Below are 19,993 nucleotides of genomic sequence, written 5' to 3'. Positions count from 1 at the left end.
ACATGGCCGGCGGCTGGGGATGCCCACATGAAGTCAATGACATCTGCACGAGGATCAACAACCTGCCCTGCGATCCGGGCATGAAGGGTTGCGTGCTCGCCGGGCGCTTCGTCTTCGCCAACGAGGAGAAGAACCAGCGCCTGCGCGAGAAACAGGCGCGCGCGCAGACGAGCGATATCGACGACGAATCGGGGAGGCAGCCATGAAATCGACCACGAAAACCACCACCGTTTCCGCTGACCAGTCCCCCAAGCCACGCCGCCCATCTGGCCCAATCGCCGCCCGGATGGGCAAGGCGCTGCCGCGCCCCGCCAGCGCCGGCGACATCGGCCCGACCGATTCCCAGGCGCACATCGAAACGCACGTCGTCGCCGAGGCGGTCGATGCTGCGCAAGCATCGCGGCTCGCGGCGATGCGCGATCTGCTCTCGGGCTTGGAGCCCAAGGAGGCGAGGAGCCTGCTGCGCGTGCTCATCAAGGAAAAGCAGCTCGAAATCGATCAGGGCGCCAATCCCGATCTCGAGCTCTCCCCCGACTGGCGCGACGGCGGCTACCCCTACAAGAACCTGATGACGCGCCGCAATTACGAGCGGCAGAAATACCGGCTGCAGGTCGAACTCCTCAAGCTGCAGGCTTGGGTGAAAGACACCGGCCAGAAGGTGGTGATCCTCTTCGAAGGGCGCGACGCGGCCGGTAAAGGCGGCACGATCAAGCGCTTCATGGAGCACCTGAACCCGCGCGGCGCGCGCGTCGTGGCGCTGGAAAAGCCTTCCGAGACCGAGCGCGGCCAGTGGTATTTCCAGCGCTACATCCAGCACTTACCGACCGCCGGCGAGATCGTGCTGTTCGACCGCTCGTGGTACAACCGCGCCGGCGTCGAGCGCGTGATGGGCTTTTGCACCGATGCCGAATACTCCGAATTCATGCGCCAGGCGCCCGAATTCGAGCGCATGCTGGTGCGCCAGGGCATCCATCTGATCAAGTTCTGGTTCTCGGTCTCGCGCGAGGAACAGCGCCGCCGCTTCAAGGAGCGCCGCGTGCACCCCTTGAAGCAGTGGAAGCTCTCGCCGATCGACCTCGCCTCGCTCGACAAGTGGGAGGAATACACCAAGGCCAAGGAGGCGATGTTCTTCTACACCGACACCGCCGATGCGCCGTGGACGGTGATCAAGTCGGACTGCAAGAAGCGCGCGCGGCTGCAGGCGATGCGCTATGTGCTGCACCGGCTGCCCTACGCGAAGAAAGACCCGGAACGCATCGGCCCGCTCGACCCGTTGATCGTCGGCCGCGCCAACGTCGTCTATGAGCGCGGCGAACACCAGCTTTCCGTGCCGATCCTCTGAATGTCGCTCCCGAACCCAGCCGCAATTCTTTCGCCGCGCATCGTCGACCCCGAGAGCTTCCGGGAATTCGTCGCAGCGCTCGAAGATCTGACGCCGGCGATCGAACAAGACATCGCCCAGTTGCGTAATTCGCCTGGTGATGCCGCCGCCATCGCGCGCCTGTTTCGCGCGCTGCACACGATCAAGGGCGATGCGGCGATGTGCAAGGTCGATTTCGCCGTGGCGATCGCCCATCCGCTCGAGTCGCTGCTGGCGCGCTGCCGCAGTGGAGAAATCCCCTTCTCGGACCGGCTTGCCGACTTGATGCTGCTCACGCTCGACCGACTCGAACTGACGATCGAAGCGCTGGCCGAGGGCCGCAAACTCGACGCGCTGAATCTGCCGCGGCTCATCGGCGGGCTGGAAAACCTCGGCAACGCACCGGCGGGTGACATTACCGCGCGTGCTGCCGCGCTGATCGAGGCCGTCACCGGCCATCGGCCCGGCGGCGAGCCGGCGATGGCGTTACACCAAGCCTCTCTCAGCGCTTCCGCTGCGCAAGCCGCGGACTTGGCATTTTTCGCCTCGCTCGCCCAACGCCTCGACGGCATCTCGCCCCAATTCGCCGGCCGCAACGAGCGCCTGCTGCAGCTGGCGCTCGACACCAATGCGGCGGCCGGCACGCCGGTCGATCCGGTACAGCTTACCGCCGCCGTGCATATGCACGACATCGGCATGCTGTTCGTGCCGGAGGCGATCTGGTTGAAAACCGGCCGTCTGAGCGAATCCGAGCGGCTGCTGGTCCGCGACCATCCGGCGCTGGCGGCCGGTCTGCTCGAACGTATGCCCGGCTGGGCCGCCGCCGCCGAGATGGTGTGCCAGCACCATGAAAAGCCCGACGGTCGCGGCTATCCCGCCGGCTTGACGGCCGCGGCGATCTGCCCGGGCGCCAAGATTCTGGCGATCGTCGATGCCTTCGAGGCGGTGATGCTGCGGCACGCGCAGCGAGGCGAACAACGGTCCTTGATCCGCGCCATCGCCGAGATCAACGCCTGCGACGACCAGTTCGCCGCCGAGTGGATCGGCCCGTTCAACGCGGTAATCCGCAGGATGGTCGAGAGCTGAGAGCAAAAAGTCGGCGCTGGCGGAACGGCATCGAGATTGACGCGCACAATAGATGCGCGTAACTTATGCGCATCGAACACAAAGGAGATTGTCATGTCCGCTGCCAAAAAAGCCGCCAATCTCAGCATCCGCGCCGACCTGCTCGAAGAGGCGCGCGCCTTCAAGATCAACCTTTCGCAGACGCTCGAAGCCGCCTTGCAGGCCGAAATCAAGAAAGAGAAAGAACGCCGCTGGCGGGAAGAGAACCGCGCCGCGATCGAGGCCTATAACCGCGAGATCGCCGAACATGGCTTGTTCAGCGACCGCTTCCGCAGTTTCTGCCGCGAGAAAGTCGAGGCAGACTGATGCCCCAGTTCGACGTTTATCGCAATCCCGACAGTGAAACGCGCCATCGCATTCCCTATGTCGTCACGTTGCAATCGGACTTGCTTGACCGCATCGAACAGCATGTGGTCGCGCCCCTGCGCATCGCCAGCGACGATTCGGTCATCCCGCTACTGCGCCTGAATCCGCTGGTGGTTATCGACGGCGAAAAGTTTCACATTCGCATACAGGACATCGCCACCGTGCCGCGCCGTATGCTCAAATCGCCCGTCGCCAACCTTTCTTCCCAGCGCGAGGAAATCCTCGCCGCCATCGATTTTCTCTTCACTGGATTCTGAAACCATGGCCCAATATGTAATGAGCATGCTCCGCGTGAGCAAGATCGTCCCCCCGAAGCGCCAGATCATCAAGGATATTTCGCTCTCCTTCTTCCCCGGCGCGAAGATCGGCCTGCTCGGCCTCAATGGCGCCGGCAAGTCGACGGTGCTCCGCATCATGGCCGGCGTCGACAAGGAATACGACGGCGAGGTGCAATGGCAGCCCGGCATCTCGATCGGCTATCTGCCGCAGGAACCGCAGCTCGATCCGGAAAAGACCGTGCGCGAGGAAGTCGAGGCGGGCCTGGGTGCGATCGTCGAAGCGCAGAAGAAGCTCGAGGAAATCTACGCGGCCTACGCGGAACCCGACGCCGATTTCGACAAGCTCGCCGAAGAGCAGGCGAAATACGAGGCGATCCTCGCCACCAGCGGCGCGGACGTCGAAAACCAGATGGAGATCGCCGCCGACGCGCTGCGCCTGCCGCCTTGGGATGCCGTGATCAAGAATCTCTCCGGCGGTGAGAAGCGTCGGGTGGCGCTGTGCAAGCTGTTGCTGCAAAAACCCGACATGCTGCTCCTCGACGAGCCGACCAACCACCTCGACGCCGAATCGGTCGAATGGCTCGAACAGTTCCTGGTGCGTTTCCCCGGCACCGTCGTCGCCGTCACCCACGACCGCTACTTCCTCGACAACGCCGCCGAGTGGATCCTCGAGCTCGACCGCGGTCAGGGCATCCCCTGGAAGGGCAACTACTCGTCGTGGCTGGAGCAGAAAGAGGCGCGGCTGGAGCAGGAACAAAAGCAGCTCGACGCGCACATGAAGGCAATGAAGCAGGAGCTCGAATGGGTGCGCTCGAACCCCAAGGCGCGCCAGGCGAAATCGAAGGCGCGGCTTGCGCGCTACGAGGAGATGGCGAGCTTCGAGTATCAAAAGCGCAACGAGACGCAGGAGATCTTCATCCCGCCGGGTGAGCGGCTCGGCAACGAGGTGATCGAGTTCAAGAACGTCAGCAAGGCCTTCGGCGATCGTCTGCTGATCGACAACCTTTCCTTCCGCATCCCGCCCAATGCCATCGTCGGCATCATCGGCCCCAACGGCGCCGGCAAGTCGACGCTGTTCCGCATGATCCAGGGGCGCGAAAAACCCGATGCCGGCGAGATCGTCATCGGCCCGACGGTGAAGATCGCCTCGGTCGATCAATCGCGCGAAGGGCTGCCGAACGACAAGACCGTCTGGGAGGCCGTCTCGAACGGTCAGGACGTGATCACCGTCGGCAAGTTCGAGATGCCCAGCCGCGCCTATCTCGGCCGCTTCAACTTCAAGGGCGCGGATCAGCAGAAGATCGTCGGCAATCTTTCGGGCGGCGAGCGCGGCCGGCTGCATCTGGCGAAAATCCTGATCCAGGGCGGCAACGTGCTCTTGCTCGACGAGCCCTCGAACGACCTCGACGTCGAAACCCTGCGCGCACTGGAAGATGCGCTGCTCGAATTCGCCGGCTGCGTGCTGGTGATCTCGCACGACCGCTGGTTCCTCGACCGCATCGCCACGCACATCCTCGCGGCGGAAGGCGATTCACAGTGGTTCTTTTTCGAGGGCAACTTCCGCGAATACGAGGAGGACAAGAAGAAGCGTCTCGGCGAGGAAGCCGCCCGGCCCCATCGCCTGCGCTATCGGCCGATCACGCGCTGAAAGTCGGCTTCCGCGACACGGCACTCAGACGGCGCGCAGCTTCTCGCCGGCCGCCGCCAGCGTCGCCTCGTTCTTCGCGAAGCAGAAACGCACCAGGCCGTGGTCCGTGCCGTCGGGCATGAAGGCCGAGACCGGAATCACGGCGACGCCTTTTTCGGTCGTCAGCCAGCGCGCGAACTCGGTGTCGGGCAGGTCGCTGATCCTGTCGTAGCGCGCGAGCTGGAAATAGGTGCCGTCGGAGGGCAGCAACTCGAAGCGCGAATCTTCCAACTGTTTCCTGAAGAAGTCGCGCTTCTGCCGGTAGAACACCGCCAAGCCGTCCGCGAAGCCCGGCTCGGCACGCATGAAATCGGCCAGCGCGAGTTGCGACGGGTGGTGCACGGTGAATACGTTGAACTGGTGCACCTTGCGGAACTCCGTCGTCAGCTCTTTCGGCGCGAGGCAGTAGGCGACCTTCCAGCCGGTGATGTGGTAGGTCTTGCCGAAACTCGAGACGACGAAGCTCCTTTCGCGCAGTTCGGGCAACCGCGCCAGACTCTCGTGCCGGCCCGTATAAAGGATGTGCTCGTAGACCTCGTCGCCGAGCAGCACGATGTCGGTGTCACGCACCAGACGTGACAGCGCGGCCATGTCGTCCGCCGTCCACACCGTGCCGGTCGGGTTGTGCGGCGTATTGAGGATGATCATCCGCGTCCGCGGCGTGATCGCGGCGGCGACTTCGCCCCAGTCAGGCCGGAAATGAGGTGGCGCGAGATTGATGACCTTCGCGGCTCCTCCCTGCAGGGTGATCGCCGGCAGGTAGCTGTCATAGACCGGCGCGAAGACGATCACCTCGTCGCCGGGCCGCACGCAGGCAGCGATGGCGGTGAAGATCGCCTGCGTCGCGCCCGCCGTGACGGTGATCTCGCTTTCGACGTCGTAGCATGCGCCATAGAGCCGCGCCACCTTTTCGGCGATCGCCTCGCGCAAGGGCAGCACACCCGCCATCGGCGGATACTGGTTCGCGCCCGCCTGCATGTGGTGCGTCACACGTTCGAGGAGCAATGCGGGCGGCGCGAAATCGGGAAATCCCTGCGAAAGGTTGATCGCGCCGTGCTCATTGGCCAGCCGCGACATCACGGTGAAGATCGTCGTGCCGACGGCCGGCAGGCGCGAAGGCAGGGCAGGAGCAGCCATCAGCCGACGGCGAGCAGCTCGACCTCGAACACCAGCGTCGCGTTGGGTGGGATCACTCCGCCGGCACCGCGCGCGCCGTAGCCGAGCTGCGGCGGGATCGTCAGCTTGCGCCTGCCGCCCACTTTCATGCCGGCCACGCCTTCGTCCCAGCCGCGAATCACATGCCCTGCGCCGAGCGGGAATTCGAAGGGACCGTTGCGATCCTTGCTCGAATCGAATTTCCGGCCGTCGGTCAGCCAGCCGGTGTAATGCACGGTGACATACTGGCCGGGCGCTGCCGCCGCGCCGTCGCCGACGACGAGGTCTTCGATGATCAGACCGCTCGGGGTGGTGAGTGAGCTCATGCGTTTTCCTTTCTCTGCGAATATCCGCTGGCGCGTTCGAGCACGCACAGCAAACGGGAAGTATCCTCGCCGCCCCAGCCGGCCGCCATCAAGGCATCGAGCGCTTGCAGCACGGCGCCGGCCACGGGCAGAGGGATGTTTTGCGCCGCTGCCTCGCCTAGCGCGGCGACGAAATCCTTGTGGTGCAGGCGCGCCTCGACACCGGCGGCAAAGTCACGCCGCAGCATCTTTTCGCCGAAGAATTCGAGCACGCGCGAGCCCGCCGAACCGCCGAGCATCGCCGCGCGCACCTGGCCGAAATCGACGCCTGAAACAGCCGCCAAACGGGCGGCTTCCGCGCAGGCTTCGATCGCTGCGACCATCACCAGCTGGTTGCAGACCTTCGCCACCTGACCGGCCCCGGCCGGCCCGACATGCACGATCGTCTTGCCCAGGCAGGCGAAGAGGGCATCGAGCCGTCCTGTGAGCGCCGAGTTTCCGCCCCACATGATCGACAGCGTCCCGGCACGCGCCCCCGCCGTGCCGCCGGAAACCGGCGCATCGACGAAATGCACGCCGCGGTCGGCATAACGCAGCGCGAGATCACGCGCCACCGAGGGCGCGATGGTGGAGAAATCGACGTGAATGCTGCCGGGGGCAAGGTCGTCGAGCATTCGTTCGGCAAGCCCGACGACATCGGCGCTGCCGGTGACGTTGGTGCAGACGATCTCGCTCTGACGCGCCAGGGCGGCCGGTGAATCGACCCAACTCGCACCGAGCGCCAGCACAGGCTCCGCTGCCTCTCGGCGGCGCGCCCAGACGGCGAGCCGATGGCCGGCGCCAAGCAGGTGCTCCGCCATCGGGCGGCCCATGCCGCCCAGACCGATGAAGCCGATGTTCATGGCATTGCCACGGTACGGAAACGCCTGCGGTTGGGCAGGCGATAGACGTCGAAATCGCTACGTTCGAGCGTCCAGACAGCGGTGATGCCGGTTTTGAGCGCAGCAACGATGAGTGATGCGTCGGCCAGATCCATCGGCCGATCGGCATAGCGCTCCATCCAGTCGACCGCCAGCGCGAGTTCGTCTTCGCCCAGCGGCAGCACTTCCATGCCTCCCTCGCGTATCCAGCGCAAAATGGCGATGCCCGCAGTGACGGAGGGCGTGAGATGCGCCACTTCGGTCAGCACTGCCCAAGTCGTCATCAGCTCGCCGCGAAAATCGCGCAACCAGCGCTTGCAGGTTTCGTGCTTGCCATCACGCCGGTCGGCGAGCGCGACGAGCGGGCCGGTATCGACCAGTACCCTCATCGCTTGTGCTTGACACGAATGGCCCGTCTGACACGCTCCTTGTAAGCGCCGCCCTCTCCGTCACCTTCGTGGCAACCGAGGAAACCGACTTCCAAGGCGAGCTCGTAAGGCGTCTTTCCGCCTGCAGAGGGAGCCGCCGACAACAACTTGTCCAGCGCCTCGACGATCACCTCGGACTTGGTCTTACGGTGCGCGACACAGTATTCAGCGAGCGATTGCTCGACACGCAGGGGGAGCCGGACGGTGGTGGGCATGGTAGCCTCATACGGTTGCGGATTGTGTATCAAGGATAATACAAAACCCGCCGGGAAGTAAAACGTTTCAGCCCGCAATCGCCTTGGTGATCAGCGGCACGAGCGGCTCGGGGAGCTTCAACTTGCCGGACAGAGCGAAGTCGTGCGCGCGATTGGACATCTTCTTCCAGGTCTTCCTGATGATGTCGAGCCACTTTTCCTCAGAATACTCGGGATGCTGGCCGGCGAATTCGAGCATGTAGTGCTCGATGAAGACGAGGTCGGTGACGTCTTCGAGCATCTGCGTGTCGGGATTGACCTTCAGCGCCCGCTTGCCCACCGCCTGCTTGGCGCGTTCGATGCTTTTCTCGTCGAAGCCGGCCTCCTGCATGATCTGGCCGACGCGCTCGGCATGATATTTGTAAAGACCGGTACGCCAGGCGAGATAGCCTTCGCGCGTCATCGGATAGGAATCGCGCGGTGTCTTCCAGCGCTCGATGTGCTGGCCGCGCACGGCCAGCTTCATCACCTCGTCCGCTTCCGGCGCATAACGGCCGATCATCTCGGCCATGCGCCGGCCATAGAGCAGCTCACGCGGCACTTGGCTACCGTCGTCATCGGTATCCATTCTCGGGTCTTGGGCGTTGGCGGCGTCGATCAGCGCGACGGCGCGCTCAAAGGCTGTCGTCATGTTTCCTCCTGTAATGGCAAAAATTCAGAGGCCGTGAAAAAATTCGTCGCGAGCGGGCCGCAGCGGGGTACGGCGGGAGAAACCGGAATCTATATGAAATACATGAGAATTTCGAGCACCGCCCAAGCCCCGAACCGACCCGCGCAGCAGAATTTTCCACGGCCTTTTACGCGCAGCCGCTCTTGCAGTCGCCCGCCGACTCGGGTACGCCGAGCTTCTTGAGGATGGTGTCGAGCGGGCAGAAAGTCGTGAAGCCGCTCTGGAAGAGGTTCGCGCCGACGAAGAGGGTGAACCACAGCCAGCTCATCTTGGTCAGATCGACCTGTCCCATCGCGTGGGCGAGCCCCAGCGAGAGCAGGATGAAAAAGCCGGCGATGATGCGGACGATACGATGGACAGTCATGGTCAAGCTCCTGTTTGGGTTGCAGAAATACGGCTCTTCATGGCCGCGAAATAAAGGACGGGAATCACCACCAGCGTCAGCACGGTGGAGACGAAGATGCCGAAGATGAGCGCCAGCGCGAGCCCAGAAAAGATCGGGTCGTCGAGGATGAACAGGGCGCCCAGCATGGCCGCGAGGCCCGTCAGCGCGATGGGTTTCGCCCGGATCGCCGCGGATTGGATCACCGCTTCGGCGAAGTCCATCCCTTCGGCCACCTGCTCATTGACGAAGTCGACGAGCAGGATCGAGTTTCTGACGATGATGCCGGCCAGCGCGATCATGCCGATCATCGAGGTGGCGGTGAATTGCGCGCCGACGAGGGCATGGCCGGGCATCACGCCGATGATGGTGAGCGGGATCGGCGCCATGATGATCAAGGGCACCAGATAGCTCCTGAACTGCGCGACGACCAGGAGGTAAATCAGGATCAGGCCGACCGCATAGGCCGCGCCCATGTCGCGGAAGGTTTCATAGGTGACCTGCCATTCGCCATCCCACTTGTAGGCATAGCCCGCGTAAGGGTCGGCGGGCTGGCGGATGAAGTATTCGCCCAGGCGCCCACCTTCTTCGAGCGGCATGTCCTTGATCTTCTCGCGTATCTCGAACATGCCGTAAAGCGGTGAATCGAGCTTGCCGCCCATGTCGCCGACGACATACACCACCGGCAGCAGATCCTTGTGATAGACGACCTTTTCACGCTGCGCCGGGCGCGCTTCGACGAGCTCGGAAATCGGCACCAGATGGCCGCCATAAGCCGGCAGGGCGCGCACGCGCAGTTTCAGCAGCGTGTCGAGACTGGCCTGCTTTTCGGCCGGCAGGGTGATCCTCACGGGGATCTCGTATTTCGATTCGCCATCGTGCAAGGGCGTGACATCCTCGCCGGCAAGCCCCAGCCGCACGGTGTCGACGATGTCCTTTTGCGCCACGCCGAGCAGCGCCGCCTTGGCTTGATTGACGCGCAGCACGATCTTGCCGGCATCCTCATCGACCGAATCGTCGACGCCGAGGATGTCGGCGGTGCCCTCGAAGGCGGCGCGTATCTTCTTCGCCACCGCCATCTGTCCGGCATAGTCCGGGCCATAGACCTCGGCGACGATCGGCGAGAGCACCGGCGGACCGGGCGGCACTTCGACCACCTTGGCGTTGCCGCCGTTCTTCTTCGCCACCGCCATCAGCCGCTCGCGGATCGAGACGGCGATTTCGTGGCTCTGCCGGTCGCGGTGGTGCTTGTCGACGAGATTGACCTGGATGTCGCCCATCTCGGGATTGGTGCGCAGGTAATACTGACGCACCAGGCCATTGAAGTTGATCGGGCTCGCCGTGCCGGCATAGGCCTGGTAGTGCTGCACCTCGGGCACGTTTTTGAGCTCCGCGGCCATCTCGGCGAGCACGCGCGCGGTTTCCTCGACCGGCGTGCCGGCCGGCATATCGAGCACGACCTGGAACTCGCTCTTGTTGTCGAAGGGCAGCATCTTCAAGACGACGAGCTTGAAATAACCCAGCGACACCGAGGCGAGGATGGCCGCGACGACGCCGATCCACAGCATGGAGCGCGCCTTGCGGCCGGTCTGCGGGTGCAGGAAGGGTGTCAGCACCGCACGGAAGAAGCGCTCGAGCCGGGTGCTCTGCGGCGCCGCCCCATGACCCGCGGCATGCGCCGCCGGCTTCATCAGCTTCAAGGCCAGCCACGGCGTGACGACGAAGGCGATCGCCAGCGAAATGAACATGCCCATCGAGGCATTGATCGGGATCGGGCTCATGTAGGGCCCCATCAGGCCGGTGACGAAGGCCATCGGCAACAGGGCAGCGATCACCGTGAAGGTGGCGAGGATCGTCGGCCCGCCGACTTCATCGACCGCGCCGGGGATGATCTCCCAGAGCTTCTTGTCGGGGTTGAGCGTGTGCCAGCGGTGGATGTTCTCCACCACCACGATCGCGTCATCGACGAGGATGCCGATCGAGAAGATCAGCGCGAACAGCGACACGCGGTTGAGGGTAAAGCCCCAGGCCCAGGAGGCGAACAGCGTCGCGGCGAGCGTCAGCGACACGGCGACGCCGACGATGAGCGCCTCGCGCCAGCCGAGGGTCACCAGCACCAGCAGCACGACGAAGGCAGTGGCGAAGATGAGCTTGCCGATTAGCTTCTGCGCCTTTTCGGTCGCCGTCTCGCCGTAGTTGCGCGTCACCGTGAACTCGACGCCTTCGGGAATCACCGTGCCGCGCAAGGATTGCATCCGCGCGATCACCTTGTCGGCGACATCCGCGGCATTCACCCCCGGCTTTTTCGAGATCGCGACGGTCACCGCCGGATATTCGCCGTCCTTGTCGCCGTGCCAGACATAGCGGCTGGGCTGATCCGGCCCATCGACGACTTCGGCGACGTCTTCCATGAACACCGGCTTTTTGTCGAACACGCCCACCACCAGCCGTTTGACGTCGGCGGCGGTTTCGAGATAGGTGCCGGTCTCGACGCGCAGTTCGCGGTTTTCATGCACCAGGCTGCCGGAAGGCTGCAAGGCGTTCGAGAGCTGCAGCGCCGCCTTCAGATCCTGCGCGGTGATGCCGCGTGCCGTCATGCGCTCCGGGTCCATCAGCACGCGCACGACATGTCCTGGCCCGCCGATCGTATAGACATCGCGCGTGCCATTGATGCGTTTGAGCTCGATCTCGACCGCACGCGCGACCTGCTGCAGCTCGAAGGCCGACTTGTCGGCGTCTTTGGTCCAGAAGGTGAGCGCGACGATCGGCACATCGTCGATGCCCTTCGGCTTGACGATCGGCTGGCCGACGCCAAGGGTGGGCGAGACCCAGTCGGTGTTGGCATTCACCGTGTCATAGAGACGCACCAGCGCCTGGATCGGATCCTCGCCGACCTGGTACTGGACGGTGATCACCGCCATGCCGGGGCGGGAGACCGAATAGACGTGCTCGATGCCGGAGATGCGGGCGAGCACCTGTTCGGCCGGGCGCGCGACGAGGTTTTCGACGTCCTTGACGGTGGCCCCCGGGAAGGGGATGAAGACGTTCGCCATCGTCACGTTGATCTGCGGCTCTTCCTCGCGCGGCGTGATCAGGGTGGCGAACACGCCCAAAAGCAGCGCGACGATCGCGACGAGCGGCGTCAGTGCGTTGCGGAGGAAAAACTCCGCGATGCGTCCGGAAATCCCCATCGGCTTACTTGGCCTGCTTCATCTCGATGCCGGTTTTCACCGGATCGAGGCTGATCGTCTCACCCGCGGCAAGACCGGCCAGCACTTCGATCTCGCCATCGACCGTGGCTTCGCCGAGCCGCACCTGACGCAACACCGGCTTGCCGTCGCGGATCACATAGACGGTGCTGATCTCGCCACGGCGCAGGATCGCCTGCTGCGGCACGGTGAGCTTCTTCGCTTCGCCGGAAAGGAAAGAGACGCGCGCCGCCATGCCGGGCAGCAAGCCTGCGCTTTCCGGCAGATAGACGCGCACCGTGGCGGTGTGACTGGTCGTGTCGATCGTCGGCAGGATCTCGATGCGGCTGCCGTCGATCTGCCGCCGCCCGGTGGGTTCGACGATTTCGACCCGCGCCGACTTGGCGTTGCGGATTTCGGCGAGCCGCGCCTGCGGCACGGCGGCGATGGCGCGCAGGCTCTTCGGGTCGAACACCGTCAGCAAAGGCTTGCCGGGCATCGCCAAGTCACCCAGTTCGGCCAGACGTTGGCCGACGACGCCTGAAATCGGCGCCGTCACGGTCGCGTGAGACGCCCCAGCGCCGGCCGCAGCAGCTTGCGCGCGCGCGGATTTGAGCTGCGCTTCGGCCGCATCGAGCGCGGCCTGGCTGACGAATTTCTTCTGGAAGAGGTTGAGCGTGCGCTGGTAGTTGGCCTCCGCCTGGGCAAGCTGCGCCTTGGCGGCGGCGACGTTTTCCGCCGCTTCGCGCGCATCGACGCGCATCAACAGCTGCCCGGCGGCGACCTTTTGCCCGGCCTCGGCTTTCACCTCGACGATGCGGCCGGAAACCTGGGTGGCGACGGTGGCCTGCTTCGTCGCCTCGATGCTGGCCTCGAATACCAGGGCCTGCGGCACTTCACGGGGTTCGACGACACGGGTTTGCGCCAACGCCGGCCAGGCCAAAACGAGACCCAGCAGGAGCCAGCGATGGTGTTGGGGAGGAACGATCGTTTTCATAGAGAATATAAGTATATCCTAATGAACGATCTTCAAGGGCAGGCGACGGCATGCGCCGCCATCGCCGCGATGACGCCATCGACTTCGCCGACACATTCGGCCACCTCGAACTCGACGCCCGGGAAACGCTCCATGGCATTGGCCAGCAATTGAGGCAAGTCCTTCAGCACGTGGCGACCCGGCGCAAAGAAAATGGGGACGATGCGGATGTGTTTCACCCCCCGGCCGACGAGACATTCGATGCTCGCTTCGAGCGGCGGTGAAGTGAGCTCCAGAAAGCCGATCTCCACCGGAGTATCCGGCTGCAAGGTCTCGACACGGGCACGGATGCGCCTGAACGGCTCGATGTATTCGGCATTGCGCGCGCCATGACCAAACAGGATGATGCCTTTCATGTCGTCTCCTTGGCAATCTCTTTCCAGACGTTACGGCAATGGGTTTCGCGCACGAACCAGGCCGCTGCCGCGCCCAGCCATGCAGCGCCGGCGATCAGCAGCAGGCCCCAGCGGTAGTCTTCCGGCGCATAGATGCGCACGCCATTCTCGATCAGCCCCGACCAGCGCAGGTCCATGATCTTGCCGACCGCAGGCTGCAAGAGCGCCCCCATCAGGAAGCCGCCCATGTTGGCCACCGAAGTCGACATGCCCGAAAGCGCGGGCGGATTCACCTCCTTGGCGCAGGCCCAGGAAAGGGTGAAGCTCGCCGTCATCAGGCCCATCAGCCCGAACAGCAGATAGGTCGCGGCCAGCGGCAATACAAGCCCAGAGAGCCAGACCGGCCAGATCAGCGCCAGGATGACAGAACTGACGATCACCACCGGCTTTCTGCGGCGCATGCGGTCGGAGAGCGCGCCTATCGCCAGGCAACCGACGGCAAAACCGGCAAAGTAGAGCGACAGATGTGCGCTCGCGATATCGCGCGACAAGCCCATGCCTTGGGTGAGGAAAGGCATCGCCCACAAGCCGCCGAAGGCGAAGAAGCTGCCGGAAAGCCCGGTATTGACGAACACCGCCGGCCAGGTGGCGCGGTTCTTCACCACCCGCAAAAGCCCCGTGAGGATCACCGTGCGATCGAAGCCAGGATGTTCGGGCGGGACGACGCCAACAGAATGTTCGGGCGGGACGACGCCCGAAGTCGGCGCGGGCGGCACGGCACCCCCAGCCGCCCACGGCCGATCGCGCACGAAGAGCCAGGCCAAGAGCCCCAGCGCCAAGGAGACGATACCGACACCGACGAACACGCCGCGCCAGCCGACGTTCTGCGCCATCCAGGACAAAGGCGAACCAGCGAGCACCGAGCCGAAATTGCCGATCAGCATCGAGGCGCCGACGACGCTGGCGAAACGGTGTTCCTCGAACCACACGGCGATGAACTTGAGCATCGCGATGAACACCACCGACACGCCCAGCCCCACCAGCGTGCGCCCGACCAGTGCGGCATTCAAACCCTGCGCCATCCCGAACAGCAGGCTGCCCAAGCCGGCGACACACCCGCCGATCAAGAGGATGCGGCGCGGCCCCAGGGTGTCGACGAGAATGCCCGTCGGCACCTGCATGACCGTATAGACATAGAAATAGGTCGCCGCCAGCACCCCCAGCGAGGCCGCGGAAGTCTCGAAGGCAGCCGCCAGATCCGGGGCGATGCCGGCCGGCGCGAAACGCTGGAAGAAAGACAGCACATAGGCGGCCACGATCACCGCGAGGGCGATCAGGCGGCGGCGCGCGTGTCCGTTGTCGGAATCGAGGGTCATGGTCCGATTGTAACCATGACCGGGGAGGGTTCTGCTAGGGAGCCAACGCTTTCATCGCCGCCTCGTGGTTACGGCCAGGCGCCTTGCGACGCGCCTCGAAATAGGCGGCACTGATGTCGCTCAAGGATTTTCCCGGCGCCGCCAGCCGGGCATAGGCTTCCAGCACCTCCAGCGGCGTGGCGCGCACCCCTTGCACGGTGAAGATGTAGCGCGCCAGCTTCAGCGCATTGGCGGCGATCCATTCCTCGCTTTGCTGGGTGGCCGTGGCGGCCTGTCGCAGCCATTCGCGCGCTTGTTGGACACGCGGGTCGTTTTCCGGCAATTCCTGGCCGCGGGGCACGCCGGCACTGATGTTGGCCAGCTCGCGCGGCGGATCGTCGGTGAGATCGATGAAACCGGTGTCAGGCGGTGCCGCTTGCAGCGCGGCGCCGAACAGCGCCAGACAGGCGAGAAGAGACAAGCGGGCAAAAATGTGTGATTTCATCGCCGGGCTCCGGGAAGGAAAACGTGCAGTCTATACGACCGCTCGCAGCGCCGCCTTGCGCGGCATCAAGACTTGCGGAGGAGCCAAGTCAGCACCGGCGGCGTGATGAGCGTGGTGAGGATCACCATGATGACGATCACCGAGAACAGCGCTTCACTCATCACGCCGAGCTGCTTGCCGACCATCGCGAAGATGAGGCCCACTTCGCCGCGCGGCACCATGCCCCAGCCGACGATCCAGCGGCCCGCGGCGCCGGCCAAAAATCCGGCGGCCAGCTTGCCGACGACGGCGGCTGCGGTCACGCCGAGCGCCACGGCAACGATCGCAGGATCGGCGAGCGTGCGCAGATCGACTTGCATGCCTGTCAGGACGAAGAACACCGGCACGAAGAAATAGCCGATCGGCTCGATCATGTGCTCGTGCTGATGTCCTGTATGTTTCTGCAGGATCGGCATCAGGCGATCCATCAGCGGCCGGCTTTGCGGATCGCGCATCAGTGGCTCGATCTCCTGGACGATTTTCGGCGTCTGAAAGTCCTTCAGGAACAACGGCTCGAACAGCAGCCCCGCCGCAAACGCGCCGATGATCGGCGCCAGCCCCACGGCATGCGCAAGCCAAGCGAGCGCCAGGCCGGTGGCGAGCACCTGGGCGAACAGCATCGACGGGCCGGCATCGAGACGCGCCAGCCAGCGCGACGAATGCGGCGCGATCTTGCGCCCGAGCCAGATGCTGCCGGCGAGGAACATCACCGCCTCGGTAATGATGCCGCCCACCTCGCCGACGCTCACCTGGCCGGCCTGCACCAGGCTCGTCACCACGGCGAGGATCACCAGCCCCAGCACGTCGTCGATCACCGCCGCGCCGAGCACGATGCGCGCAGCAGGCAGATCGAGCTTGCCGAGATCGCGGAACACCCGGCCGGTGATGCCCACCGAGGTCGCCGCAAGCGTCGCGCCGAGGAAGAGATAGGTGTTGCGATCGAGCCCCGGGAGCAAGAGCGGCCCGACCATGAAGGCGCCAAACAGGAAGGGCACAACGATGCCGACCACTCCCACTGCCGTTGCGCGAGCGCCGACTTTGACCAGGTCTGCAAGGCGAGTCTCCAGCCCGATTTGCAGCAACAGCACGATCACGCCCAGTTCGGCGATGAAGGCGATGATCGGATCCTTGGCGATGGAGCCGAAATAGTCGATACCCAGCAGGCCGAGGTTGCCGAGCAGCATGCCGAGCAGCAATTCGCCCAGCACGGCGGGAAAGCCGAAGCGCGCAGCGAGCGGCGCAAACAACCGCGCGCTCATCAGGATGATGGCCAGCCACAACAGGTTTTCGCCCACCACGCCGGCGCCCGCCGCGAAGGCGGGCAAGGGCAGCAGCAGGAGTGCACCTGCAAAAAACCGGCGTTGGCAGGAGGGCACGGGCAAACCTTCAGCGCTCACAACCGCCCTTCTCGAGCAAGGCATTGACCATCGCTTCGCACAAGATGTTCTCATAGCCATAAAGTCCTTTGGTACGGCCGCGCAGCTGACGCAGGGCAAACAACGCGCCGGTGCCAAAGGCTTCGCGGCCGATCGAATCGTGCACCAGCCGAACCGTCTGGAAAGGAAAGCCGAACACCACCTCGTGGCGGCCGACGATACCGCCGACGCGAATCGATTTGACCTTGCTCTCGTCGAGACCGAGCGTTTCTGCGATACGCAGCGCCGTGCCGGATGTTTCCGCCTTGTCGCGGAAATGCTCTTCGATCACCTCGATGTCCGTGAAGGGGGCGATCTGCTTGAGCAGCCGCGAGGCGACGAGCAGGTAATTGATGCCGAGCGTGATATTGGGCGAGGACATCACCACCGTCTGCTTTGCCAGCTGCTCGATCAACTTGCGGGTCGTCGGCGGATACTTCGATACCGCCGTAATGATCATGATGCCGCGCGCCGCCGCTGGTTTCCCATATTTGCGGATCGCTGTTGCACTCGAAAAATCCACCACCGCATCGACCGACTCGCGATCGAACAGTTCTCCGTCCGTCAGCGCGGCAGCCGGACGTAGCGGCGCCGGCGCAGTGATCTGCTCGGCTTCGGTTGCCGGCTTTTGCTTGGCGATCCAGCACAATCTCACGTCCTCGGCTTTGGCAAGAACGCGAGCGACGGCCTGCCCGGCGCGACCATAACCGATCAGGCCCACGCGAATGGGTTTGTCCATGGTCTACCTCCTTTTTGTGACGCGCCATCTCGACGACCCTGGCGCAGCTCCAACAAGGTGCGGACAAAACGCCCGCCTCGTCTCCGGGAACGCTATCCGGAGGATAACCGGGCCGTCACTGCGGCCCTGCGTTTTGGATCATCAGCATAGCCGGGGGGTGCTCGCCAATGACACTCCCGCCGCTTCCTTGTGCGGCGCATGCGGATGCCAGCCCAACAACGCCAGCATGACGAAAAAGCCGGCGACGTAGCCCACCGGCACGAACCAGCCGTGGCGCAGCCACTGCAGCGCCGATTTCGCCTCGGGGAACAGGTTCGAGACCGCAACCCCCGCCGAGGAACCAAACCACAGCATCGAACCGCCGAAACCGACCGCATAGGCGAGGAAGCCCCAGTCGAAGCCGCCCTGCTTTAGTGCCAGCGCGGTGAGCGGGATGTTGTCGAACACCGAGGAAACGAAACCCAAGGTCAGTGCCGACTGCCAGGAAGCGGGCGGCAGCTTCTCGACCGGCATCATCGAGGCGCAGGTGACCAGCGCCAAGAGGAAGATCGAACCCTTGACCGCATCCGGCACCAGGCTCCATTCCGGCTTGCGCAACGGAATCGCCAGAATGAGCGCCACCCAGACGGCAACACCCAGGAAGGGGAAGTGGTCGGCTGCCGCGGGGAACTCGAGATTCACCGTGACGTTGGTGACGATCGCGGCGACGAGGATGAAGCCGACGATGGCCACCCGCGCCCAGTCGATCCTGTGCTGGGCGTGGAAGTTCTTCTCGATCGCCATGTGCTTGTGCTGCAACAAAGCGGCCGGGACGCCAAAAACGAGGAGCGCGACGAAGGCGGCGAGATAGGCATGGAGCACATCCATGGGGCTGACACCATCGATCCACATCATCGTCGTCGTCGTGTCGCCGACCACCGAGCCCGCGCCGCCGGCGTTCGAGGCGGCGACGATCGCGGCGAGATAGCCGATATGCACTTTGCGCTTGAAGACGCTCGCCGCCACCGTCGCGCCGATCAACGCCGCGGCGATGTTGTCGAGAAAGCCGGAAAGCACGAAGATGATCACAAGGAGCGCGAAAGGCCCCAGCCACCCGGCCGGCAAAAGTTTCGGCAGTACCTCGGGCACGCCGGAATCCTCGAAGTGGCGGGCGAGCAGCGCGAAGCCGACGAGCAGGCAGAAGAGATTCACCAGCAGCACCCACTCGTGCGCCATGTGCAAGCCGAACCCGGCCAGTCCCGCACCCGTTTTGAAGCCGGTGAAGAGGATCTTGTAGGTCGAGATGACGGCAAGCCCGGTGAGCGCGACTTGCAACACATAATGGTGAAACAGCGCGACGCCCAGCAAGGTGATGGCGAAGAGAATGAAATCGACCGGAATGCCGAAAAGCTCCATGTGCGGCTCCACGTGATGGGTGCGTGTAATTGTAGCAGCGCAGCAATTCCGTTTCGGCTACACTTTCCGCCGCTTGCCCAAAGGAAACTCGATCATGAAGATTCTGCTTGCCGTCGATGGTTCGGAACACTCGATTCGCGCCGCCCACCATGTGATCAATGCCGTGAGCGGCTGCGAACGTCACGAGGTCGTGTTGCTCAACGTGCAGGAACCGATCGATGCGCCGGAAATCCGCAGCCACATGAAGGCCAGTGAGATCGAAGCGATGCAGGAAACGCGCGGTGGCGACGCGCTCGCCCCGGTACGTGCCGTGCTCGATGCCGCCGGCGTGCCCTACACGCCGGTGGTGCTGATCGGTCCCATCGCCGAAACCATCGTCCAGTTCGCCACCGATCAGGGGTGCGACAAGATCGTCATGGGCACGCGCGGCTTGGGCGCCTTGGGCAGCGCGCTGCTCGGCTCCGTGTCCCAACAAGTGCTCCAGCTGACTCACCTGCCGGTCACGCTGGTGAAGTAATGGCCTGCTCTCGGCGCTGGCGGGACGGCACGGCGAGCGTCATAGCATCACGGGCTCGTTCGGCAACTCGTTCGGATTCTCGGACCGGGCAGGGAAATGCTCGGCAAGCAGCGCGGTGATCGCCGCGATCGCCGCGAGCAGCCCCTCGCGGCAGCGGCCTTCGCGCATCGCCGTTTCGAGATCACGGCAGAGCCGTTGCCATTGCTCTGGCGGCACTTTCGCGGCGATGCCGCGGTCGACGAGGATTTCCACGTCCCGGTCGACCAGTTGCAGGTAGATCAGCACCCCGCTGTTCTCTTGTGTATCCCAAACGCGCAGGCTGGCGAACAACTCGAGGGCGCGCTCACGCGGCGAGACATCACGCAGCAAGGCGGCCACGGGCAACGGGCCTTCGATCGCCACGCGCAGCTCGCCGCGATGATGCCGCTCCGATTCGGCCACCGCCAGAGCGATCTCCCTGCGCACATCGGTTGGAAAGCGCCGCAGGGCCAGCCAGGGCGGGGTCAGCAGATGTTTGCACAAACGCTTGAACCGCATGC

Annotated in this window: 23 protein-coding genes; 7 read left to right on the top strand and 16 right to left on the bottom strand. The window is 64.2% G+C overall.

Annotation, left to right across the window (positions count from 1 at the left end; all coding sequences use genetic code 11):
- Positions 1-2: 2 nt before the first annotated feature.
- The 6 genes from M52SOB_RS01920 (at position 3) to ettA (ending at position 4,777) form a co-directional block, all read left to right on the top strand.
- Positions 3-206 (top strand): hypothetical protein, encoded by a 204-nt coding sequence (locus tag M52SOB_RS01920; protein ID WP_131110320.1) that lies wholly within the window; start codon positions 3-5, stop codon positions 204-206.
- Positions 203-1,342: a polyphosphate kinase 2 gene (gene ppk2 / locus M52SOB_RS01915; RefSeq protein WP_284155162.1), complete on the top strand. Its 1,140-nt coding sequence runs from the start codon at positions 203-205 to the stop codon at positions 1,340-1,342. Before M52SOB_RS01920 ends, ppk2 begins: the two co-directional genes overlap by 4 nt.
- Positions 1,343-2,446, top strand: coding sequence for an HD domain-containing phosphohydrolase (locus tag M52SOB_RS01910; protein WP_131110319.1), 1,104 nt, complete (start codon positions 1,343-1,345; stop codon positions 2,444-2,446).
- Positions 2,447-2,539: 93 nt separating this feature from the next.
- On the top strand, positions 2,540-2,791 hold the full coding sequence (locus M52SOB_RS01905; protein ID WP_131110318.1) for a type II toxin-antitoxin system CcdA family antitoxin: 252 nt from the start codon (positions 2,540-2,542) through the stop codon (positions 2,789-2,791).
- A complete protein-coding gene (locus tag M52SOB_RS01900) occupies positions 2,791-3,108 on the top strand; it encodes a CcdB family protein (RefSeq protein WP_131110317.1) in 318 nt (105 codons plus the stop codon). The genes M52SOB_RS01905 and M52SOB_RS01900 overlap by 1 nt, the downstream gene beginning before the upstream one ends.
- A gap of 4 nt (positions 3,109-3,112) precedes the next feature.
- Positions 3,113-4,777: an energy-dependent translational throttle protein EttA gene (gene ettA, locus M52SOB_RS01895; protein ID WP_131110316.1), complete on the top strand. Its 1,665-nt coding sequence runs from the start codon at positions 3,113-3,115 to the stop codon at positions 4,775-4,777.
- Between the two features lie 24 nt (positions 4,778-4,801).
- Here the strand turns inward: ettA and M52SOB_RS01890 are convergent, their stop codons facing one another.
- From M52SOB_RS01890 to M52SOB_RS01820, 15 genes are all read right to left on the bottom strand, one after another.
- Positions 4,802-5,953: a pyridoxal phosphate-dependent aminotransferase gene (locus M52SOB_RS01890; RefSeq protein ID WP_284155161.1), complete on the bottom strand. Its 1,152-nt coding sequence runs from the start codon at positions 5,951-5,953 to the stop codon at positions 4,802-4,804.
- Positions 5,953-6,297 (bottom strand): FKBP-type peptidyl-prolyl cis-trans isomerase, encoded by a 345-nt coding sequence (locus M52SOB_RS01885; RefSeq protein WP_131110314.1) that lies wholly within the window; start codon positions 6,295-6,297, stop codon positions 5,953-5,955. Before M52SOB_RS01885 ends, M52SOB_RS01890 begins: the two co-directional genes overlap by 1 nt.
- Positions 6,294-7,178: an NAD(P)-dependent oxidoreductase gene (locus M52SOB_RS01880; RefSeq protein WP_131110313.1), complete on the bottom strand. Its 885-nt coding sequence runs from the start codon at positions 7,176-7,178 to the stop codon at positions 6,294-6,296. The genes M52SOB_RS01885 and M52SOB_RS01880 overlap by 4 nt, the downstream gene beginning before the upstream one ends.
- Positions 7,175-7,585 (bottom strand): type II toxin-antitoxin system VapC family toxin, encoded by a 411-nt coding sequence (locus M52SOB_RS01875; protein ID WP_131110312.1) that lies wholly within the window; start codon positions 7,583-7,585, stop codon positions 7,175-7,177. Before M52SOB_RS01875 ends, M52SOB_RS01880 begins: the two co-directional genes overlap by 4 nt.
- Positions 7,582-7,839: a CopG family transcriptional regulator gene (locus M52SOB_RS01870; protein ID WP_131110311.1), complete on the bottom strand. Its 258-nt coding sequence runs from the start codon at positions 7,837-7,839 to the stop codon at positions 7,582-7,584. Before M52SOB_RS01870 ends, M52SOB_RS01875 begins: the two co-directional genes overlap by 4 nt.
- A 67-nt stretch (positions 7,840-7,906) precedes the next feature.
- Complete coding sequence (locus M52SOB_RS01865) at positions 7,907-8,509, bottom strand: DUF4202 domain-containing protein (protein ID WP_131110310.1); 603 nt, start codon at positions 8,507-8,509, stop codon at positions 7,907-7,909.
- Positions 8,510-8,675: 166 nt separating this feature from the next.
- A complete protein-coding gene (locus M52SOB_RS01860) occupies positions 8,676-8,912 on the bottom strand; it encodes a YgaP family membrane protein (RefSeq protein WP_131110309.1) in 237 nt (78 codons plus the stop codon).
- 2 nt (positions 8,913-8,914) lie between these two features.
- On the bottom strand, positions 8,915-12,121 hold the full coding sequence (locus tag M52SOB_RS01855; RefSeq protein WP_131110308.1) for an efflux RND transporter permease subunit: 3,207 nt from the start codon (positions 12,119-12,121) through the stop codon (positions 8,915-8,917).
- A gap of 4 nt (positions 12,122-12,125) precedes the next feature.
- A complete protein-coding gene (locus tag M52SOB_RS01850; protein WP_131110307.1) occupies positions 12,126-13,115 on the bottom strand; it encodes an efflux RND transporter periplasmic adaptor subunit in 990 nt (329 codons plus the stop codon).
- 32 nt (positions 13,116-13,147) lie between these two features.
- Positions 13,148-13,510 carry a sirohydrochlorin chelatase gene (locus M52SOB_RS01845; protein WP_131110306.1) on the bottom strand — a complete coding sequence of 121 codons (363 nt, stop codon included), beginning with the start codon at positions 13,508-13,510 and terminating at the stop codon, positions 13,148-13,150.
- The gene (locus tag M52SOB_RS01840) at positions 13,507-14,865 is read right to left on the bottom strand and encodes an MFS transporter (RefSeq protein WP_131110305.1); all 1,359 of its coding nucleotides are present in this window, start codon (positions 14,863-14,865) and stop codon (positions 13,507-13,509) included. The genes M52SOB_RS01845 and M52SOB_RS01840 overlap by 4 nt, the downstream gene beginning before the upstream one ends.
- 34 nt (positions 14,866-14,899) lie before the next feature.
- Positions 14,900-15,349: a hypothetical protein gene (locus M52SOB_RS01835; protein ID WP_131110304.1), complete on the bottom strand. Its 450-nt coding sequence runs from the start codon at positions 15,347-15,349 to the stop codon at positions 14,900-14,902.
- A 65-nt stretch (positions 15,350-15,414) separates the two neighbouring features.
- Positions 15,415-16,764: a cation:proton antiporter gene (locus tag M52SOB_RS01830; RefSeq protein ID WP_284155160.1), complete on the bottom strand. Its 1,350-nt coding sequence runs from the start codon at positions 16,762-16,764 to the stop codon at positions 15,415-15,417.
- A gap of 10 nt (positions 16,765-16,774) precedes the next feature.
- Positions 16,775-17,542: a 4-hydroxy-tetrahydrodipicolinate reductase gene (locus M52SOB_RS01825; RefSeq protein ID WP_131110303.1), complete on the bottom strand. Its 768-nt coding sequence runs from the start codon at positions 17,540-17,542 to the stop codon at positions 16,775-16,777.
- A gap of 141 nt (positions 17,543-17,683) precedes the next feature.
- Positions 17,684-18,937, bottom strand: a complete 1,254-nt coding sequence (locus tag M52SOB_RS01820; RefSeq protein WP_284155159.1) for a citrate transporter — start codon at positions 18,935-18,937, stop codon at positions 17,684-17,686.
- A gap of 94 nt (positions 18,938-19,031) precedes the next feature.
- Between M52SOB_RS01820 and M52SOB_RS01815 the strand changes: the two genes are divergently transcribed.
- Positions 19,032-19,454 carry a universal stress protein gene (locus M52SOB_RS01815; RefSeq protein WP_284155158.1) on the top strand — a complete coding sequence of 141 codons (423 nt, stop codon included), beginning with the start codon at positions 19,032-19,034 and terminating at the stop codon, positions 19,452-19,454.
- A gap of 39 nt (positions 19,455-19,493) precedes the next feature.
- On the opposite strand, the gene M52SOB_RS01810 is transcribed toward M52SOB_RS01815, so the two are convergent.
- Positions 19,494-19,991 (bottom strand): TPM domain-containing protein, encoded by a 498-nt coding sequence (locus tag M52SOB_RS01810; RefSeq protein ID WP_131110301.1) that lies wholly within the window; start codon positions 19,989-19,991, stop codon positions 19,494-19,496.
- Between the last annotated feature and the right edge of the window lie 2 nt (positions 19,992-19,993).

Source organism: Sulfuricystis thermophila, from assembly GCF_004323595.1.
Lineage (GTDB): Bacteria > Pseudomonadota > Gammaproteobacteria > Burkholderiales > Rhodocyclaceae > Sulfuricystis > Sulfuricystis thermophila.
This window is presented reverse-complemented; position numbering and strand designations above follow the sequence as displayed.

What these genes read in the sequence shown, in the direction of transcription:
- M52SOB_RS01920 (WP_131110320.1), top strand. Translation starts at nt 3, where the DNA reads ATGGCCGGCGGCTGGGGATGCCCACATGAAGTCAATGACATCTGCACG.
- ppk2 (WP_284155162.1), top strand. Translation starts at nt 203, where the DNA reads ATGAAATCGACCACGAAAACCACCACCGTTTCCGCTGACCAGTCCCCC.
- M52SOB_RS01910 (WP_131110319.1), top strand. Translation starts at nt 1,343, where the DNA reads ATGTCGCTCCCGAACCCAGCCGCAATTCTTTCGCCGCGCATCGTCGAC.
- M52SOB_RS01905 (WP_131110318.1), top strand. Translation starts at nt 2,540, where the DNA reads ATGTCCGCTGCCAAAAAAGCCGCCAATCTCAGCATCCGCGCCGACCTG.
- M52SOB_RS01900 (WP_131110317.1), top strand. Translation starts at nt 2,791, where the DNA reads ATGCCCCAGTTCGACGTTTATCGCAATCCCGACAGTGAAACGCGCCAT.
- ettA (WP_131110316.1), top strand. Translation starts at nt 3,113, where the DNA reads ATGGCCCAATATGTAATGAGCATGCTCCGCGTGAGCAAGATCGTCCCC.
- M52SOB_RS01890 (WP_284155161.1), bottom strand. Translation starts at nt 5,953, where the DNA reads ATGGCTGCTCCTGCCCTGCCTTCGCGCCTGCCGGCCGTCGGCACGACG.
- M52SOB_RS01885 (WP_131110314.1), bottom strand. Translation starts at nt 6,297, where the DNA reads ATGAGCTCACTCACCACCCCGAGCGGTCTGATCATCGAAGACCTCGTC.
- M52SOB_RS01880 (WP_131110313.1), bottom strand. Translation starts at nt 7,178, where the DNA reads ATGAACATCGGCTTCATCGGTCTGGGCGGCATGGGCCGCCCGATGGCG.
- M52SOB_RS01875 (WP_131110312.1), bottom strand. Translation starts at nt 7,585, where the DNA reads ATGAGGGTACTGGTCGATACCGGCCCGCTCGTCGCGCTCGCCGACCGG.
- M52SOB_RS01870 (WP_131110311.1), bottom strand. Translation starts at nt 7,839, where the DNA reads ATGCCCACCACCGTCCGGCTCCCCCTGCGTGTCGAGCAATCGCTCGCT.
- M52SOB_RS01865 (WP_131110310.1), bottom strand. Translation starts at nt 8,509, where the DNA reads ATGACGACAGCCTTTGAGCGCGCCGTCGCGCTGATCGACGCCGCCAAC.
- M52SOB_RS01860 (WP_131110309.1), bottom strand. Translation starts at nt 8,912, where the DNA reads ATGACTGTCCATCGTATCGTCCGCATCATCGCCGGCTTTTTCATCCTG.
- M52SOB_RS01855 (WP_131110308.1), bottom strand. Translation starts at nt 12,121, where the DNA reads ATGGGGATTTCCGGACGCATCGCGGAGTTTTTCCTCCGCAACGCACTG.
- M52SOB_RS01850 (WP_131110307.1), bottom strand. Translation starts at nt 13,115, where the DNA reads ATGAAAACGATCGTTCCTCCCCAACACCATCGCTGGCTCCTGCTGGGT.
- M52SOB_RS01845 (WP_131110306.1), bottom strand. Translation starts at nt 13,510, where the DNA reads ATGAAAGGCATCATCCTGTTTGGTCATGGCGCGCGCAATGCCGAATAC.
- M52SOB_RS01840 (WP_131110305.1), bottom strand. Translation starts at nt 14,865, where the DNA reads ATGACCCTCGATTCCGACAACGGACACGCGCGCCGCCGCCTGATCGCC.
- M52SOB_RS01835 (WP_131110304.1), bottom strand. Translation starts at nt 15,349, where the DNA reads ATGAAATCACACATTTTTGCCCGCTTGTCTCTTCTCGCCTGTCTGGCG.
- M52SOB_RS01825 (WP_131110303.1), bottom strand. Translation starts at nt 17,542, where the DNA reads ATGGACAAACCCATTCGCGTGGGCCTGATCGGTTATGGTCGCGCCGGG.
- M52SOB_RS01820 (WP_284155159.1), bottom strand. Translation starts at nt 18,937, where the DNA reads ATGGAGCTTTTCGGCATTCCGGTCGATTTCATTCTCTTCGCCATCACC.
- M52SOB_RS01815 (WP_284155158.1), top strand. Translation starts at nt 19,032, where the DNA reads ATGAAGATTCTGCTTGCCGTCGATGGTTCGGAACACTCGATTCGCGCC.
- M52SOB_RS01810 (WP_131110301.1), bottom strand. Translation starts at nt 19,991, where the DNA reads ATGCGGTTCAAGCGTTTGTGCAAACATCTGCTGACCCCGCCCTGGCTG.